Source organism: Rathayibacter sp. AY1C7, assembly GCF_002931865.1.
Lineage (GTDB): Bacteria > Actinomycetota > Actinomycetes > Actinomycetales > Microbacteriaceae > Rathayibacter.
Genome location: NZ_PSWB01000001.1, coordinates 17,685 through 32,620, shown reverse-complemented (window position 1 = coordinate 32,620; position 14,936 = coordinate 17,685). Strand labels below are relative to the sequence as shown.

Genomic DNA, 14,936 nt, shown 5'->3' with positions numbered 1-14,936 from the left:
GGGCGAGTGCGCCGGCGGTGCCGGAGCGGGTCAGACGGAGGTGGGAGCGGGAGCGGCGACCGGGGCCGCGCTGCCTCGTCGCGGGCCGCGCAGGCGGACCTGGCGGACGAACAGGGCGCCGACGACGACGAGGTAGAGCAGCCAGGCGGCGAACTGCAGAGCGGTCGGCTCGGGCGTGTAGTTGAAGAGGCCGCCGACCACCGCGGTCACGGGCGGCGGGAGGATCGGGCCGAGCGAGAACAGCGGGGTGCCCCAGCCGGGCAGGAGCGACGCCTCCTGCAGGTCGCCGACGCCGTAGGAGAGGACGCCGGCCGCGACGAGGATGAGGAAGCCGCCCGTCCAGGTGAAGAAGCGCCCGAGGTCGATCCGGACGAAGCCCCGGAAGATCAGGTACGCGATGACGACCGAGCTGAGGATGCCCAGCAGCGCGCCGACCGTGCCGACCCACGCGCTGGATCCGGACCCCGCACTGCTCGAGGACACGCTCGCCCAGACGAAGAGCGCCGTCTCGATGCCCTCGCGGCCGACGCTGATGAAGCCGAGGACCACGATGCCGAGGGCCGAACCCGCGACGGCGCCGTCGAGCCGGGACTCGAGGTCGCCCTTGAGGCTGCGGGCGTTCGCGCCCATCCAGAAGATCATCCAGGTGACCAGGCCGACCGCGAGGATCGAGAGGCCGCCGCCGATGAGCTCCTGGGCCTGGAACGACAGGGTCGAGGGGCCCCAGGTGAGGATCGCACCGGTGACGAGCGAGATCGCGATCGCCGCGGCGATGCCGGTCCAGAGCCGCGGCAGCACGTCGCGCCGGCCGAGCTTGGTCAGGTAGGCCACGAGGATCCCGACCACGAGGCCGGCTTCGAGGCCTTCGCGGAGGCCGATGAGGTAGTTTGCGAGCACGCGTGTTCTCTTGGTCGATGGTGGACGAGGAGGGGGCGACTCCCGCCCCGAGTCGATCCGGTCGGCGGGCCTCCGTTGTTCGGTAAGCCTTGCCTAACCCGGGTCGACTGTAGTCCGCTGCTCGGTCGCTGTCCAGAAGCGCCCGCAGCGGAGGCCGCGCAGGACGAGAGGCGGAGAGTGGACGCGGGCCGGGACGCAGCAGCGGAGCGGGTGGTGGCGGTGCACGCCCACCCCGACGACGAGACGATCACCATGGGCGGGACCCTGGCGCGGCTGGTGGCGCAGGGCGCCTCCGTCACCGTCGTCACCGCCACGCGGGGGGAGTGCGGCGAGGTCATCCCCGAGGACCTCGCTCCGCTCGAGGGCTCGGCCGAGCTGGCCGCGCACCGGACGACCGAGCTCGTCGTCGCCCTGACGGCCCTCGGCGTCGCCGACCACCGCTTCCTCGGCGAGGCGGGTGCCCGCGCACCCGGCCTCGCTCCGCGGGTCTACCGGGACTCCGGCATGCAGTGGGGCCCCGGCCGCGTCCCGGTGCCGCTCGAGCCGGTGCATCCCGCGTCCTTCACCGCCGCGCCCGAGGACGAGGAGGTGGCTGATCTCGTCGCCGTCCTCCGGCAGGTCGACGCGGGCGTCGTGCTGTCCTACGACGCGGGCGGCGGCTACGGCCACCCGGACCACGTCCGCACCGCCCGGGTCGCCGAGCGCGCCGCCGAGCTGCTGGGCCTGCGCTTCCTCGCCGTCCTCCCCGACGCGGCCCCGCCCCTCCCCGGGGACGTCGTGATCGAGCTGTCCGCCGAGGACCACGCCCGCAAGCGCGCGGCCCTCGAGGCGCACGCGACGCAGCTGGTGGTCGAGGGCGACGATGCCCGCCTCTCGAGCGGTCCGCCGTTCCCCATCGGCCGCATCGAGCGCTTCCGCCCGGTCGCGCAGGCGGGGCGTCCGGCGCCGCTGCCGGAGGAGCGTCCGACGCTGGGATCGCGCGTGCTCTCGGGCGTCGCCGGAGTCCTGGTCGGCGCGGTGGTCGGAGCGATCACGACCGTCGCCCATCAGAGCACCGTGTCGGTCGGCGGTGTCGTCCTCCCGGTCGGCCTCGCCGCCTCCCTCGCCGGCGTGCTGCTGCTCCTGCTCGGGCTGCGCCTCGTGCTCATCGACCGGTTCGTCGCGTTCTGCACCGCGATGGGCCTGCTCGGGATGATCGGGCTGCTCGCCCTGCGCAGCACCGGCGGATCCGTCCTCGTCCCGGCGAACGGCCTCGGCGTGGCCTGGACCTTCCTCCCCGCCCTCATCGCCCTCGTCGTGATCGCCTGGCCGCGGCTGCGGGCGGCCGCTCCCGCCGCCGCCCCGCGGCCAGCGGACGCCGACGCCCCGTCGGCCCCCGTACGATAGAGACACTGTTCGAAGGGACCTGGAGCACCGTGACCTACGTGATCGCACTTCCGTGCGTCGATGTCAAAGACCGCGCCTGCATCGACGAGTGCCCGGTCGACTGCATCTACGAAGGCGAGCGCTCGCTCTACATCCACCCGGACGAGTGCGTGGACTGCGGTGCCTGCGAGCCGGTCTGCCCCGTCGAGGCGATCTACTACGAGGACGACCTCCCCGAGGAGTGGTCCGACTACTACAAGGCCAACGTCGAGTTCTTCGACGAGATCGGCTCCCCGGGCGGAGCCGCCAAGGTCGGCGTGATCGCCAAGGACCACCCGGTCATCGCGGCGCTGCCTCCGCAGAGCCACTGAGGCCGCTCCCGTGGCCCTCTGCGCGCTGCCCGACTACCCCTGGGACCTGATGGCGCCCTTCGCCCGCACGGCGGCGGAGCACCCCGGCGGGATCGTCGACCTGTCGATCGGCTCGCCGGTGGACCCGACGCCCGCCCCGATCCGCGACGCGCTCGCCCGCGCGACGGACTCGCACGCGTACCCCACGACCGTGGGCACCCCCGCTCTGCGCGAGGCGATCGCCGCCTGGTACGCGCGGCGGCGCGGAGTCGAGGGCCTCGGGATCGACGAGGTCCTGCCGACGATCGGCTCCAAGGAGCTCGTCGCCTGGCTGCCCTTCCTCCTCGGACTCGGGGAGGGGGACGTGGTCGTGCATCCGCGCGCCGCCTACCCGACGTACGCGATGGGCGCGGCGATCGCCGGCGCCGAGGCGCTCGCCTCCGACGACCCCGCCGAGTGGCCCGCGACGACACGCCTGGTCTGGCTCAACTCTCCCGGCAACCCCGACGGCGCCGTGCTCGACGTGCCCGCCCTGCGGCGCGCCGTCGCGCGTGCCCGTGAGCTGGGCGCCGTGATCGCGGGGGACGAGTGCTACGCCGAGCTCGGCTGGGACGGCCGCTGGGCCGACGAGCCGATCCCGAGCGTCCTCGACCCGCGCGTGGTGGGGGAGGACCGCACCGGGGTCCTCGGCGTCTACTCGCTGAGCAAGCAGTCGAACCTCGCCGGGTACCGCGCCGCCTTCGTCGCCGGGGACGCGGCCCTGATCGCGCGCCTGGTGACCGTCCGCAAGCACGCGGGCATGATCGTGCCCGGTCCGCTGCAGGAGGCGATGATCGTCGCCCTCGCCGACGACGAGCACGTCGCCGCGCAGAAGGAGCGCTACCGCTCCCGCCGCGACCGCCTCCGGCCCGCCCTCGAGTCCGCGGGCTTCCGGATCGACCGCAGCGAGGCCGGCCTCTACCTGTGGGCGACCGAGGGCCGCCCGGCCTGGGAGTCCATCGACCGGCTCGCCCGCCTCGGCGTCCTCGCGGGCCCCGGCGTCTTCTACGGGGACGGCTTCCCCGAGCACGTGCGCCTCTCGCTGACGGCCTCCGACGAGCGGATCGACGCGGCCGTCGAGCGCCTGTCCGGCGGCCTCTGAGGCGCTCGACCCGGCCGATCCTGGCGGGTTCCGACAAGGCCCCGGCCCCAGCGCTGGGCGATGTCACAGTGCCCCCGCTTTGCCCATAGGCTGTATGTGGTTCGGTCGACGGCGCCTCGCGAGGCCCCGGCTGCACCACGATCCAGACCCGGCGCCGCCCGCTCCGCGCGAGCGCTTCCGGGGTGCGACCGCGACGACCTGGGAGGCGTTGTGACCGAATCCGGCACGCAGAGCGACGGAACCGCGACGGTGGGCTCCACGGAGCCCGCGACCGGGAGCGCCACGACGCCGCCTCCCGCGCCGGCGGAGCAGGAGCTCCCCGAGAAGGTCACGCTCACCTTCGGCGACCGCACCGCGGACTTCCCGGTCCTGCGCAGCGTCGACGGCTCCTCGAGCATCGACTTCTCGACCCTGTCGAAGCAGACCGGCTTCATGTCGCTCGACTACGGCTTCGTGAACACGGCGGCGACCAAGTCGCAGATCACCTACATCGACGGCGACCAGGGGATCCTCCGCTACCGCGGCTACCCGATCGAGGAGGTGGCCACCAACGCGACCTACCTCGAGGTGGCCTGGCTCCTCATCTACGGCGAGCTGCCGACGGCCGACGAGCTCGCGGGCTTCGACGAGCGCATCCGCCGCCACACGCTCCTCCACGAGGACCTCAAGCGCTTCTTCGACGCGCTCCCGCACAGCGCGCACCCCATGTCGGTGCTCTCGGCCGGGGTCTCGGCCCTGTCGACGTACTACGAGGACAGCTCCAACCCGAAGGATCCGGAGGCGGTGGAGCTCACCACGATCCGCCTCCTGGCGAAGCTGCCCGTGATGGCGGCGTACGCCCACAAGAAGGCGATCGGCCAGGCGTTCCTCTACCCGGACAACTCGCTGAGCTTCGTCGACAACTTCCTCCGCCTCAACTTCGGAACGATGGCCGAGCAGTACCAGGTCGACCCGGTGCTCTCGAAGGCGCTCGACCGCCTCCTGATCCTCCACGAGGACCACGAGCAGAACGCGTCGACGTCGACCGTCCGCCTCGTCGGCTCGACCGAGGCGAACCTCTACGCCTCCGTCTCGGCAGGCATCAACGCCCTGTTCGGCCCCCTGCACGGCGGAGCGAACGAGGCGGTGCTCACCATGCTCGGCCGGATCCGCGAGTCGGGCGAGAGCGTGTCGACGTTCGTCGAGCGGGTGAAGAACAAGGAGGAGGGCGTGCGCCTGATGGGCTTCGGCCACCGGGTGTACAAGAACTACGACCCGCGCGCGAAGCTGGTCAAGGAGAGCGCCTCCGAGGTCCTGCAGGCCCTCGGCGTGAAGGACCCGCTGCTCGACATAGCGATGGAGCTCGAGGCCCTCGCTCTCGAGGACGACTACTTCAAGGAGCGGCGCCTCTACCCGAACGTCGACTTCTACACGGGCGTCATCTACAAGGCGATGGGCTTCCCGACCCGGATGTTCACCGTGCTCTTCGCGATCGGCCGCCTGCCCGGCTGGATCGCCCACTGGCGCGAGATGAACACCGACAAGCAGACCAAGATCGGCCGCCCGCAGCAGCTCTACATGGGCTCGCCCGAGCGCCACTGGCCGACCGACCGCTGACCGGTCCCCGAGAGCCCGTCCCCGCCGGGGAGGCGGGCTCTCGCCGTGCGGCGCACCCGCCTCTCGTCGGCCGTCCGAGGCTCGAACCTCTCCTTCGAGGCGGGACGCAGAGCGGCGTGGTCGCCGCGGACTCGATCAGCACGGTTCGTCCCAGGGTGCCGCCTGCTGGGCCCGGCGGCGCCGGACGCCCGCCCTCAGGCGTGCAGGGCGGCGTTCAGCTCGATGCCGGCGCCGGTGCGGGGGAGGACCTCGACGGCACCGGTGAGGGAGTTGCGGCGGAAGAGCAGGTTCGGCACGCCCGAGAGCTGCACGGCCTTCACGGTCTGCGGGGCGCCGTCGGCGCGCGGCGCTCCGCCGACCACGACGACCTTGGTGCCGGCGGTCACGTAGAGGCCGGCCTCGACGACGGTGTCGTCGCCGAGGGAGATGCCGATGCCCGAGTTCGCACCCAGCAGCGCCCGCGCGCCGATCGAGACGCGCTGCACTCCTCCGCCCGAGAGGGTGCCCATGATGGACGCGCCGCCGCCGATGTCCGAGCCGTCGCCGACCACGACGCCCTGCGAGATGCGCCCCTCGACCATCGAGCTGCCGAGGGTCCCGGCGTTGAAGTTGACGAAGCCCTCGTGCATCACCGTCGTGCCGGGTGCCAGATGCGCCCCGAGGCGGACGCGCGAGGTGTCCGCGATGCGCACCTTCGCCGGGGTGACGTAGTCGGTCAGCCTCGGGAACTTGTCGATGCCGGTGGCCTGGATGCCGTGGCGCCGGAGCGAGGGGCGCAGGCGAGTGAACGACTCCGGCGAGACCGGACCGGCGTTCGTCCACACCACGTTCGGCAGGTGGGCGAAGACGCCGTCGAGGTTCACCTCGTTCGGGCGGACCAGGAGGTGCGAGAGCAGGTGCAGCCGCAGGTAGGCGTCGGACGTGGAGGCGGGCGGCGCCTGCACGTCGATCTGCAGCGTGACCACGTCGATGCGGACCTCGCGGCGCGGATCCTCGCCGGCCTGCTCCTCGAACTCCGCCGGCACGATCCAGGGGTCGCGGCCGGCCGGGATGGTGCCGAGGCGGGGCTCCGGGAACCAGGTGTCGAGGACGGTGCCGTCGGCGGCCACGGTGGCGAGCCCGTAGCCCCAGGCGGAGGCGGGCGCGGAGGAGTCTGCGGAGTGCTCGAGGGTCATGCCGATCAGGGTAGCGCGGAGCGTCCGGCCGCTACCCTGGGGCGCATGGCCGATCCGACCACCGCCCCTCCGCTCGATCTGCGCACCGATCCGGTCGCCCTGACGCGGATCCTCTGCGACATCCCGTCCGTCTCGGGCGACGAGCTCGAGATCGCGGACGCGGTGCAGTGGGCGCTCGAGCAGTACGACCACCTCGAGGTCATCCGCGACGGCCACACGGTCGTGGCGCGGACGAACCTCGGCCTCGCCCAGCGCGTCGTGATCGCCGGGCACCTCGACACGGTGCCGGTCAACGGCAACCTGCCCGTCGTCGCCGAGACGATCGACGGCGTCGAGCACCTCATCGGCCGCGGGACCGTCGACATGAAGGCCGGAGTGGCGGTGCAGCTCGTCCTCGCCGCCGAGCTCTCCGATCCGGCCGTCGACATCACCTGGATGTGGTACGACAACGAGGAGGTCGCAGCGGACCTCAACGGCCTCGGCCGTCTCTCCCGGCACCGCCCCGACCTCTTCTCCGCCGACTTCGCCGTGCTCGGCGAGCCGACCAGCGGAGCAGTGGAGGGCGGCTGCAACGGGACGCTCCGGGTCGACGTGGTCACCCGCGGCGTCCGCGCCCACTCCGCCCGCAGCTGGGTCGGCGAGAACGCGATCCACGCGGCGGCGCCGATCCTCGACCGCCTCGCCGCCTACGTGCCGCGCGAGGTCGAGGTCGAGGGCCTCGTGTACCGCGAGGGCGTCAACGCCGTGCGCGTCACCGGCGGGGTCGCGGGCAACGTGATCCCGGACCTCTGCACTGTGCAGGTCAACTACCGCTTCGCCCCCGACCGGTCCGGGGAGGAGGCGCTCGCCCACCTCGAGGAGCTCTTCGAGGGGTTCGAGGTGACGGTGGACGATCTGGCCGAGGGCGCCCGCCCGGGGCTGGACGCACCTCTGGCCCAGGCCTTCCTCTCGGCCGTCGGAGCCGAGGCGAAGCCCAAGTACGGCTGGACCGACGTCGCGCGGTTCTCCGCCATGGGCATCCCGGCTGTCAACTACGGACCGGGCGACCCGCTCCGGGCCCACGCCGACGACGAGCGCGTGGCGGTGCACGAGATCACCGAGTGCACCGAGGGCCTCCGCCGCTGGCTGACCGCGTCCTCGTGAGCGCGAGCGCCACGGCCGTCCCCGTCCGCCTCCGCCTGCGCCTCGTCCCGTGGTGGGCGCGGGTCCTCCTGGTGTACATCGCGACCCGCGTGGTCACGACGGTGATCCTGCTGCAGTTCGCCGCGCACCAGCTCGCGAACCCGTGGACCGGACCCTCCCCGTCCTACTCGGCCTTCGCGTCGATGTGGGACGGCCGCTGGTACGAGATCATCGCGGCCACCGGGTACCCCGGCTTCCTGCCGATCACGCAGGACGGCCACGTGGGGGAGAACGCCTGGGCCTTCATGCCGCTCTACCCGGGCGTCGTGAAGGCGCTGATGGCGCTCACCGGCTTCACCTGGGCTCCGGCCGCCGTGACCGTCTCCGTCCTGTGCGGAGCCGGAGCCTGCCTCGTCCTGTACCGCCTCTTCCGGCACTCCCTCGGCGAGTCGCAGTCGCTGACGGCGGTGCTGCTGTTCTGCGTGGCGCCGACCTCGCCGCTGATGCAGCTCGCCTACGCGGAGTCGATGGCGATGCTGCTGACCGCGGTCACGCTCCTCCTCCTGGTGCGGCGGCGCTGGCTCGCGGTCGTGCCCGTCGTGCTGCTGCTGGGCCTGACGCGGCCGAGCGGGCTCGCCTTCGCCGCCGCGCTCGGCCTGTACGTCGTCTACCGGTTCGTCCGGCGCCGCACGGAGCCGTTCCCGCGGTCGGAGTGGCTGCCGGCCGTGGGCCTGACGGCGTGGGGGCTCGTGGTCGGCTTCCTCTGGCCCGCCGTGGCGTGGGCCGTCACCGGGTCGATGACCGCGTACACCGACACCGAGCTGGCGTGGCGTGCGGTCTACATCGGCTACCAGGAGCTGCTCCCGCTGACCCCGTGGTTCCAGGGCGGCGCCTGGTGGGGCTCGTGGTGGTTCGGTGCTCCGGCCGTCGGCGTCGTGCTGGTGGTGCTCCTGCTGGCGGCGTTCGTCGGGATCCTCGCCGCACCGTGGACACGGCGGCTCGATCTCTTCAGCCGGGCCTGGGTCGCCGGGTACGGCGTCTACCTGCTGGCGTTCTTCTTCCCGCAGTCGAGCACCTTCCGGCTGCTGGGCCCGATGTTCCCGCTCGTCGGAGCGCTGGCGGTGCCGCGCTCGCCGGTCTTCCGCGTCGCGCTGGTCCTGCTCGGGATCGGCGGCCAGATCGTCTGGATCTCGATCTGCTGGGCCGTCGCCGGATCGGACTGGACCCCGCCGTGATCGTGCCGAGCGCCCGCCCGGCGCGGTGCTCCTCCGGGGACTCCCGACTCCCGCACGGGTATGCTCGTCGGAATGTCTCCCCTCACGCCAGCCGGTGAGCCGCGACACGCGTCGCCCCTCCTCCGGCCGACCCGCCGGCGAGCCGCGGCGACACTCGCCCGCTCCTCGCTGACGACCCCCTCCTCGACGGACCGCGGGCTGCTCGCGTGAGCGCCACCGCGATCGCGCCGGAGACGGAGGACGCCTCTCCGTCCCGCTCCCGCTGGGGTCTGCTCCGGAGGATCCCGTGGTGGATCCAGGTGCTCCTGGTCTTCGCCGTGTCCCGGGTCGTCACGACCGTGATCATGCTCCGTGTCGGCGCCGTGCGTCAGGGCGTCGAGTGGACGGGACTCCGCGACACCTACGTCCGATTCGCGACGACGTGGGACGGCGGCTGGTACGAGCGGATCGGGATGACGGGGTACCCGTCGGTCCTGCCGCTCTCGCCGTCCGGAGCCGTGGAGCAGAACCCCTGGGCGTTCATGCCCGTCTACCCGTTCACCGTCCGCGGCCTGATGAACATCACCGGGCTCGACTGGGCGAACGCGGCGGTGCTCGTCGCCCTGGTCTGCAGTGCAGCGGCGTGCCTGGTGATCTACCGGCTGTTCCGCGTCTCGCTCAGCGAGGGCCAGGCGCTGATGGGGATCGTCTTCTTCTGCGTCGCTCCGACGTCCCCGATCCTGCAGATCGGCTACGCGGAGTCCGGCGGCATCCTCCTGACGGCCGTGCTGCTCCTCCTGCTGGTGCGCCGCAAGTGGATCTGGACGTTCCCCGTCGTGCTGGTCGTGGGGCTCCTGCGCCCGAGCGGTCTCGCGATCGCGGCGATGACGGGCCTCTACTTCCTCTACCGCGTCTGGCGGCACGTGCGCGGCACCGAGCCGTTCACCCGCCGGGAGTTCGCCTTCACGGTCTCCCTCACGGTCTGGTCCCTCGCGGTGGGGTTCGCCTGGCTGCTCATCGCCTGGGCCGTGACCGGCTCCTTCACCGCCTACACCGACACCGAGCTCGCCTGGCGCAGCGTCTTCATCGGCGAGGGCGAGCTCATCCCCTTCACCTCCTGGTTCGCCGGCGGGGGCTGGTGGGGAGGCCTCTGGTTCGGCTCGCCGATCACGGGCATGGGCATCACCGTCGTGGTGGTGCTCGGATTCCTGGCGATCCTGTTCTCGCGGGCCACGCGCAGCCTCGACGTCTTCTCGCGGCTCTGGGTCGGCGGCTACGCGATCTACCTCTTCGCGTTCTTCTACCCGCAATCGAGCACGTTCCGCATCCTGATGCCGATGTTCCCGCTGGCCGGGGCGCTCGCGGTGCCGCGGTCGACCCTCCTGAGGGTGTTCGTGGTGGCCGCATCGATCGTCGGGCAGATCGTCTGGGTGCTGCTGTGCTGGGTGTTCACCCCGGGCGACTGGTCCCCGCCGTGATCGGCTGACGCCCGACTTCCGGGCGCTGTTCGGAACACCCCCGCGGATGCACGATAATAGGGGGATACGTCACGAAAGGGGAACTCTATGGCGGCCATGAAGCCGAGGACCGGAGACGGACCGATGGAGGCTGTTAAGGAGGGCCGACTCATCGTCGTGCGCGTTCCGCTCGAAGGAGGCGGACGCCTCGTCGTCTCGGTCAACGATGCAGAGGCGAAAGAGCTGCACGACGCGCTCGCGTCGGTGGTGTCTCCCGCCTGATCCGCACCGTCGTGAACGCCCGTCGCACACCGTGCGGCGGGCGTTCCGTCTTTCCCCGGTCGGCCGCGCTCGTCAGGCGCGGCGCTTGTTGGCCTGCAGCAGGCCGTCGCCGATCGGCGAGAGCACGCTGACCACGGCGGGGGAGGCGCAGACCTCGGCCACCAGCGTGCGGAACGCCGTCGCGATCTCGTCGCGCTGCGCGGGGTTGGCCACGCGTCCGCGCCAGAGCGCGTGGGGGACGAGGACCGTCCCGCCCGGACGGACGAGCCGCAGCGCGTGCTCGACGTTCTCGATGACCTGCAGCGGATCGCCGTCGACGAAGACGATGTCGTAGGAGTTCTCGTTCATCCGGGGCAACACCTCGAGGGCGCGGCCCGGGATGAGCCGGAGCCGGTTGGGCGAGATGCCCGCCTCGTGGAACTGGGCGCGCGCGTGCTGCTGGTGCACCGCCTCGGAGTCGATCGAGGTGAGCATCGCCTCGGGGGCGCCGTCGAGCAGCCACAGGCCGCTCACTCCGGTGCCGGTGCCGATCTCGATGATGGAGGTCGCGCGCGCCGCGGCGGCGACCAGCGCGGCCTGCGCGCCGATCGAGGGGGAGACGGCGTCGATGCCCAGCTCGACCGAGAGCCGGCGGGCCGAGGCGATGGCCTCCGACTCGACGACCGCGTCCTCGGCGTACTTCCAGTTGGCATCCTTGTCGGACACGGGGGCGCTCCTCTGATCGGTGCACCGGGCGGATCGCGCCCGGGCATCGTCAGGGTACGGTGGCGCGCGGGCTCCGCGAGGGAGGCGCGGCGGGTTAGTGTTGTCCTCGTGTTCGGTCTGACGTTCGACAAGCTCCTCATCATCGGGGTCATCGCCGTCTTCGTGCTGGGTCCCGACCGCCTCCCGCACTACGCCGCCCAGCTCGGGCAGCTCGTGCGCAAGGTGCGCGGATTCGCCACGCAGGCCCGGGAGCGCGTCAAGGACGAGATGGGCGACGAGTTCAACGACGTCGATTGGAAGAAGCTCGACCCGCGCCAGTACGACCCCCGCCGCATCATCCGCGACGCCCTGCTCGAGGACGATCCGGCCCCCACCGTGAAGCCGCCCACCGCTGTCGCTGCTCCGGTCGTGCCGGGCGGCACCGGCTCCGCGCAGGACAGCTACTACACGACGATGCAGCGCTCCGTCTCGTCCGGCACGCTCTCGAGCGTCGCGCCGCCGCCGATCGACTCCGAGGCCACCTGAGCCCTGCTCCGCGAGGAGCGCCGGGCGGGCGTCCCGACCGACGCCGTCCGCACCAAGCCGCGCGGAGGCGTCAGCCGACGGCGAGCGGAAGCCGACGGCCGGTCAGTCCCCGCGGCCGCGCGGCGAGCGTCGCCGCCAGGGCGTCGATCGCCCGGGCGGCAGGATCCTCCGGATCGCCGACGACGACGGGCACGCCCTCATCGCCCCCCGCCCGCAGCGCGACGGAGATCGGCAGCGACGCGAGCAGCGGCACCTCGTCGCCCGTCGCAGTGAGCCGACGCGCGACCTCGGCCCCGCCTCCGCTGCCGAAGAGCTCCAGCACCGAGCCGTCGGGCTGCGGAAGCCCCGACATGTTCTCGACCACTCCGACGATGCGCTGACCCGACTGGCGGGCGAGCGCGCCGCTGCGCTCGGCCACGTCGGCGGCCGCCGGCTGCGGGGTGGTGACGATGAGGACCTCCGCATGCGGGAGCAGCTGCCCGATGGAGATCGCCACATCCCCCGTGCCGGGAGGCAGGTCGAGCAGGAGCACGTCGAGGTCGCCGAAGTACACGTCGGTGAGGAACTGGGAGATGGTGCGGTGCAGCATGGGTCCGCGCCAGGAGACGGCCGCCCCCCGGGTGTCGCCCTCGAGGAACATCCCGATCGAGATGACCTTCACGCCGTGCGCCACCGGCGGCAGCATCAGCTCGCCGACGCGGGTGGGCCCCGCGACGCGCCCGTCGTGCATCAGGCCGAGCAGGCCGGGGATGGAGAAGCCGTGCACGTCGGCGTCCACGAGGCCGACCGCGAGCCCCCGCCGAGCGAGGGCGACCGCGAGGTTGGCGGTGACGGTCGACTTGCCGACACCGCCCTTGCCGCTGGTGACCGCGTACACGCGGGTGAGCGAGTCCGGGCCGAAGGGCATGCTCCGGCGGCCGCCCTGGAGGCGTTCGGTGAGGGCGGTGCGCTGCGCCGGCGTCATGACTCCGACCACGACGTCGACCGCCGTGACTCCGGGAGCCGAGGCCGCGGCCTCGCGTACGTCGCGCTCGATCGCGGAGGCGGCCGGGCAGCCGACGATGGTCAGCCGGATCGCGACGCGGACCGCTCCGTCGACGGCCGCCTCGACCGACTCGAGCATGTCGAGCTCGGTGATGGGCTTCCGGATCTCCGGATCGACGACCCGGGCCAGCGCCGTCCTGACGGCGGTCTCGATGGCGGCGACGTCAGGCATCGCGCCGCTCGGGCTCCTGCGCCCGATCCTTCTCGAGCTCCTCGAGCAGGCCGCGCAGCTCCGAGCGGATGAAGTCCTTGCTCGCCATGTCGCGGATCGCCAGGCGCAGGGCCACGACCTCGCGCGCGAGGTACTCGGTGTCCGCGAGGTTGCGCTCGGCCCGCTGCCGGTCCTGCTCGATCTGCACGCGGTCGCGGTCGTCCTGTCGGTTCTGCGCGAGCAGCAGGAGCGGCGCGGCGTAGGAGGCCTGCAGCGAGAGGATCAGCGTCAGCACCGTGAAGCCGAGGGCCTGAGAGTCGAAGCGCGCGTCCGCGGGCCCGTAGGTGTTGAACATCAGCCAGAAGACGCAGAAGATCGTCATCCCGACCAGGAACCACGGCGTGCCCATGCCGCGGGCGAACGACTCGGTCAGGCGGCCGAAGCGGTCGCTGCTCGGGCGGTTCCGCCGCGAGAGGACGCGGGTGCGCAAGCCCTTGGGAGCGTCCAGGCGCCGGTCCTGCTTGGTGTCCCTAGCCACGCGCACCCCTCCGTCCCCGTCGTGTCCTGCCTGTCGCCGCGGGTGCCGGCGGCACGAGCGGGACGCCCTGCGTCGCCGTCGTCACCGGCTTCCTCGGTTCGTCGTCGTCGCCGTGGCTGCGCCAGTCGTCGGGGAGGAGGTAGTCGAGGACGTCGTCGATGGTCACGACGCCGACGAGGCGGTGGGACGCGTCGACGACGGGCACCGAGACGAGGTTGTAGCTGGCCAGGATCCGGGCGACCTCGGCCGCCGAGGTCTCGGGCGTGATCGGGTCCATGCTCTGGTCGAGCAGGGTGCCGAGGCGCTCGTGCGGCGGGTAGCGGAGCATCCGCTGGAAGTGCACCATGCCGAGGAAGCGGCCGGTCGGCGGCTCGTAGGGCGGCAGCGTGACGCAGACGGCGGCGCCGAGGGCCGGGGCGAGCTCGTGGCGGCGGATGAGAGCGAGGCCCTCGGCGACGGTCGCCTCGGAGGAGACGATGATCGGCTCCGTGGTCATCAGACCGCCGGCGGACTCCGGAGCGTAGGTGAGGAGCATGCGGACGTCGTCCGCCTCCTCGGGCTCCATCAGCTCCAGGAGCGCCTCGCCGCGCTCCTCCGAGAGCTGGGCGATCAGGTCGGCCGCGTCGTCCGGCTGCATCTGGTCGAGGACGTCGGCGGCGCGATCGTCGTCGAGCCGGCCGAGGATCTCGACCTGCTCGCTCTCGGGCATCTCCTCGAGCACGTCCGCGAGGCGGTCGTCCGAGAGCTCGCCGGCGACCTCGAGCATCCGCTGCTGCGGCAGGTCGAGGAGCGTGCTGGCGAGGTCGGCGGGCTTGAGCTCGGAGAGGCTGGCGACGTACTGCTCGGCGGACTGCGCCTCGGTCGAGACGCTCTCGCGGACCTCGCGCCAGCCGGCGAAGGCGGTCGCGCCCTTGGCGAAGGGGGAGGGGCTGGTCTTGGGCCGGCGGACGAAGAGCTGCGCGAGCTCCCACTCGCCGGGAGCGGCCTCCTCGATCGCGACGTCCTCGACGACCGCGTCACCGGAGCCGTCCACGAAGCTCACCCGGCGGCCGAGGAGCTCGGCGATGACGCGGACCTCGCCGCCCCGCTGCTCGAAGCGGCGCACGTTGATGAGCCCGGTGGTGATGATCTGGCCGCTGCCGATGCTGGTGACCCGGCCGATCGACACGAAGACGCGACGGCGCCCGGGGATCTCGACCACCAGGCCGACCACCCGCGGGGCGTCGTTCTGCCGGTAGACCAGGAGCACGTCGCGGACCTTGCCGACGCGATCGCCGGCCGGGTCGAAGACACTGCATCCGGCCAAGCGCGCGACGAAGACTCTGGCGGAACTCACGGCTACAAACCTAGTCCCGTGCAGCCGGGCGGACGCCG

General features: G+C 72.4%; 15 protein-coding genes. 9 read left to right on the top strand and 6 right to left on the bottom strand.

Features of this window, described 5'->3' with window-relative positions:
* Positions 1-30 precede the first annotated feature (30 nt).
* Positions 31-897, bottom strand: coding sequence for an iron uptake transporter permease EfeU (gene efeU, locus C5C69_RS00160; protein ID WP_104232741.1), 867 nt, complete (start codon positions 895-897; stop codon positions 31-33).
* A gap of 177 nt (positions 898-1,074) precedes the next feature.
* Between efeU and C5C69_RS00155 the strand changes: the two genes are divergently transcribed.
* The 4 genes from C5C69_RS00155 to C5C69_RS00140 all read left to right on the top strand — a co-directional run bounded on the left by C5C69_RS00155 (position 1,075) and on the right by C5C69_RS00140 (position 5,349).
* Positions 1,075-2,283, top strand: a complete 1,209-nt coding sequence (locus tag C5C69_RS00155; protein ID WP_104257079.1) for a PIG-L family deacetylase — start codon at positions 1,075-1,077, stop codon at positions 2,281-2,283.
* Positions 2,284-2,312: 29 nt separating this feature from the next.
* Complete coding sequence (fdxA, locus tag C5C69_RS00150) at positions 2,313-2,633, top strand: ferredoxin (RefSeq protein WP_104222984.1); 321 nt, start codon at positions 2,313-2,315, stop codon at positions 2,631-2,633.
* 10 nt (positions 2,634-2,643) lie between these two features.
* On the top strand, positions 2,644-3,753 hold the full coding sequence (gene dapC / locus C5C69_RS00145; RefSeq protein ID WP_104232739.1) for a succinyldiaminopimelate transaminase: 1,110 nt from the start codon (positions 2,644-2,646) through the stop codon (positions 3,751-3,753).
* A gap of 210 nt (positions 3,754-3,963) precedes the next feature.
* Positions 3,964-5,349 (top strand): citrate synthase, encoded by a 1,386-nt coding sequence (locus tag C5C69_RS00140; protein WP_258059270.1) that lies wholly within the window; start codon positions 3,964-3,966, stop codon positions 5,347-5,349.
* 194 nt (positions 5,350-5,543) lie between these two features.
* On the opposite strand, the gene dapD is transcribed toward C5C69_RS00140, so the two are convergent.
* Complete coding sequence (gene dapD / locus C5C69_RS00135) at positions 5,544-6,524, bottom strand: 2,3,4,5-tetrahydropyridine-2,6-dicarboxylate N-succinyltransferase (RefSeq protein ID WP_104232738.1); 981 nt, start codon at positions 6,522-6,524, stop codon at positions 5,544-5,546.
* A gap of 45 nt (positions 6,525-6,569) precedes the next feature.
* On the opposite strand from dapD, the gene dapE reads away from it, so the two are divergent.
* The 4 genes from dapE to C5C69_RS00115 all read left to right on the top strand — a co-directional run bounded on the left by dapE (position 6,570) and on the right by C5C69_RS00115 (position 10,599).
* Positions 6,570-7,667 carry a succinyl-diaminopimelate desuccinylase gene (gene dapE / locus C5C69_RS00130; protein ID WP_104232737.1) on the top strand — a complete coding sequence of 366 codons (1,098 nt, stop codon included), beginning with the start codon at positions 6,570-6,572 and terminating at the stop codon, positions 7,665-7,667.
* Entirely contained in the window at positions 7,664-8,881 is a 1,218-nt protein-coding gene (locus C5C69_RS00125) for a hypothetical protein (protein WP_258065206.1), read from the top strand. Before dapE ends, C5C69_RS00125 begins: the two co-directional genes overlap by 4 nt.
* A 206-nt stretch (positions 8,882-9,087) precedes the next feature.
* Complete coding sequence (locus tag C5C69_RS00120) at positions 9,088-10,338, top strand: hypothetical protein (RefSeq protein ID WP_104257078.1); 1,251 nt, start codon at positions 9,088-9,090, stop codon at positions 10,336-10,338.
* An 87-nt stretch (positions 10,339-10,425) separates the two neighbouring features.
* Positions 10,426-10,599, top strand: coding sequence for a DUF3117 domain-containing protein (locus C5C69_RS00115; RefSeq protein WP_068208299.1), 174 nt, complete (start codon positions 10,426-10,428; stop codon positions 10,597-10,599).
* A gap of 72 nt (positions 10,600-10,671) precedes the next feature.
* Here the strand turns inward: C5C69_RS00115 and C5C69_RS00110 are convergent, their stop codons facing one another.
* The gene (locus C5C69_RS00110) at positions 10,672-11,304 is read right to left on the bottom strand and encodes an O-methyltransferase (RefSeq protein ID WP_104222989.1); all 633 of its coding nucleotides are present in this window, start codon (positions 11,302-11,304) and stop codon (positions 10,672-10,674) included.
* Positions 11,305-11,412: 108 nt separating this feature from the next.
* Here C5C69_RS00110 and C5C69_RS00105 point away from each other — a divergent pair, with 108 nt between their 5' ends.
* Positions 11,413-11,829: a twin-arginine translocase TatA/TatE family subunit gene (locus C5C69_RS00105; protein ID WP_146076468.1), complete on the top strand. Its 417-nt coding sequence runs from the start codon at positions 11,413-11,415 to the stop codon at positions 11,827-11,829.
* A 70-nt stretch (positions 11,830-11,899) separates the two neighbouring features.
* Here the strand turns inward: C5C69_RS00105 and C5C69_RS00100 are convergent, their stop codons facing one another.
* From C5C69_RS00100 to C5C69_RS00090, 3 genes are read right to left on the bottom strand one after another with little or no spacing between them, the layout of a single operon-like run.
* Positions 11,900-13,045, bottom strand: a complete 1,146-nt coding sequence (locus tag C5C69_RS00100) for an Mrp/NBP35 family ATP-binding protein (RefSeq protein ID WP_104257077.1) — start codon at positions 13,043-13,045, stop codon at positions 11,900-11,902.
* On the bottom strand, positions 13,038-13,562 hold the full coding sequence (locus C5C69_RS00095; RefSeq protein ID WP_104222991.1) for a DUF1003 domain-containing protein: 525 nt from the start codon (positions 13,560-13,562) through the stop codon (positions 13,038-13,040). Before C5C69_RS00095 ends, C5C69_RS00100 begins: the two co-directional genes overlap by 8 nt.
* On the bottom strand, positions 13,555-14,898 hold the full coding sequence (locus tag C5C69_RS00090; RefSeq protein WP_104225554.1) for a magnesium transporter MgtE N-terminal domain-containing protein: 1,344 nt from the start codon (positions 14,896-14,898) through the stop codon (positions 13,555-13,557). Before C5C69_RS00090 ends, C5C69_RS00095 begins: the two co-directional genes overlap by 8 nt.
* Positions 14,899-14,936 lie beyond the last annotated feature (38 nt).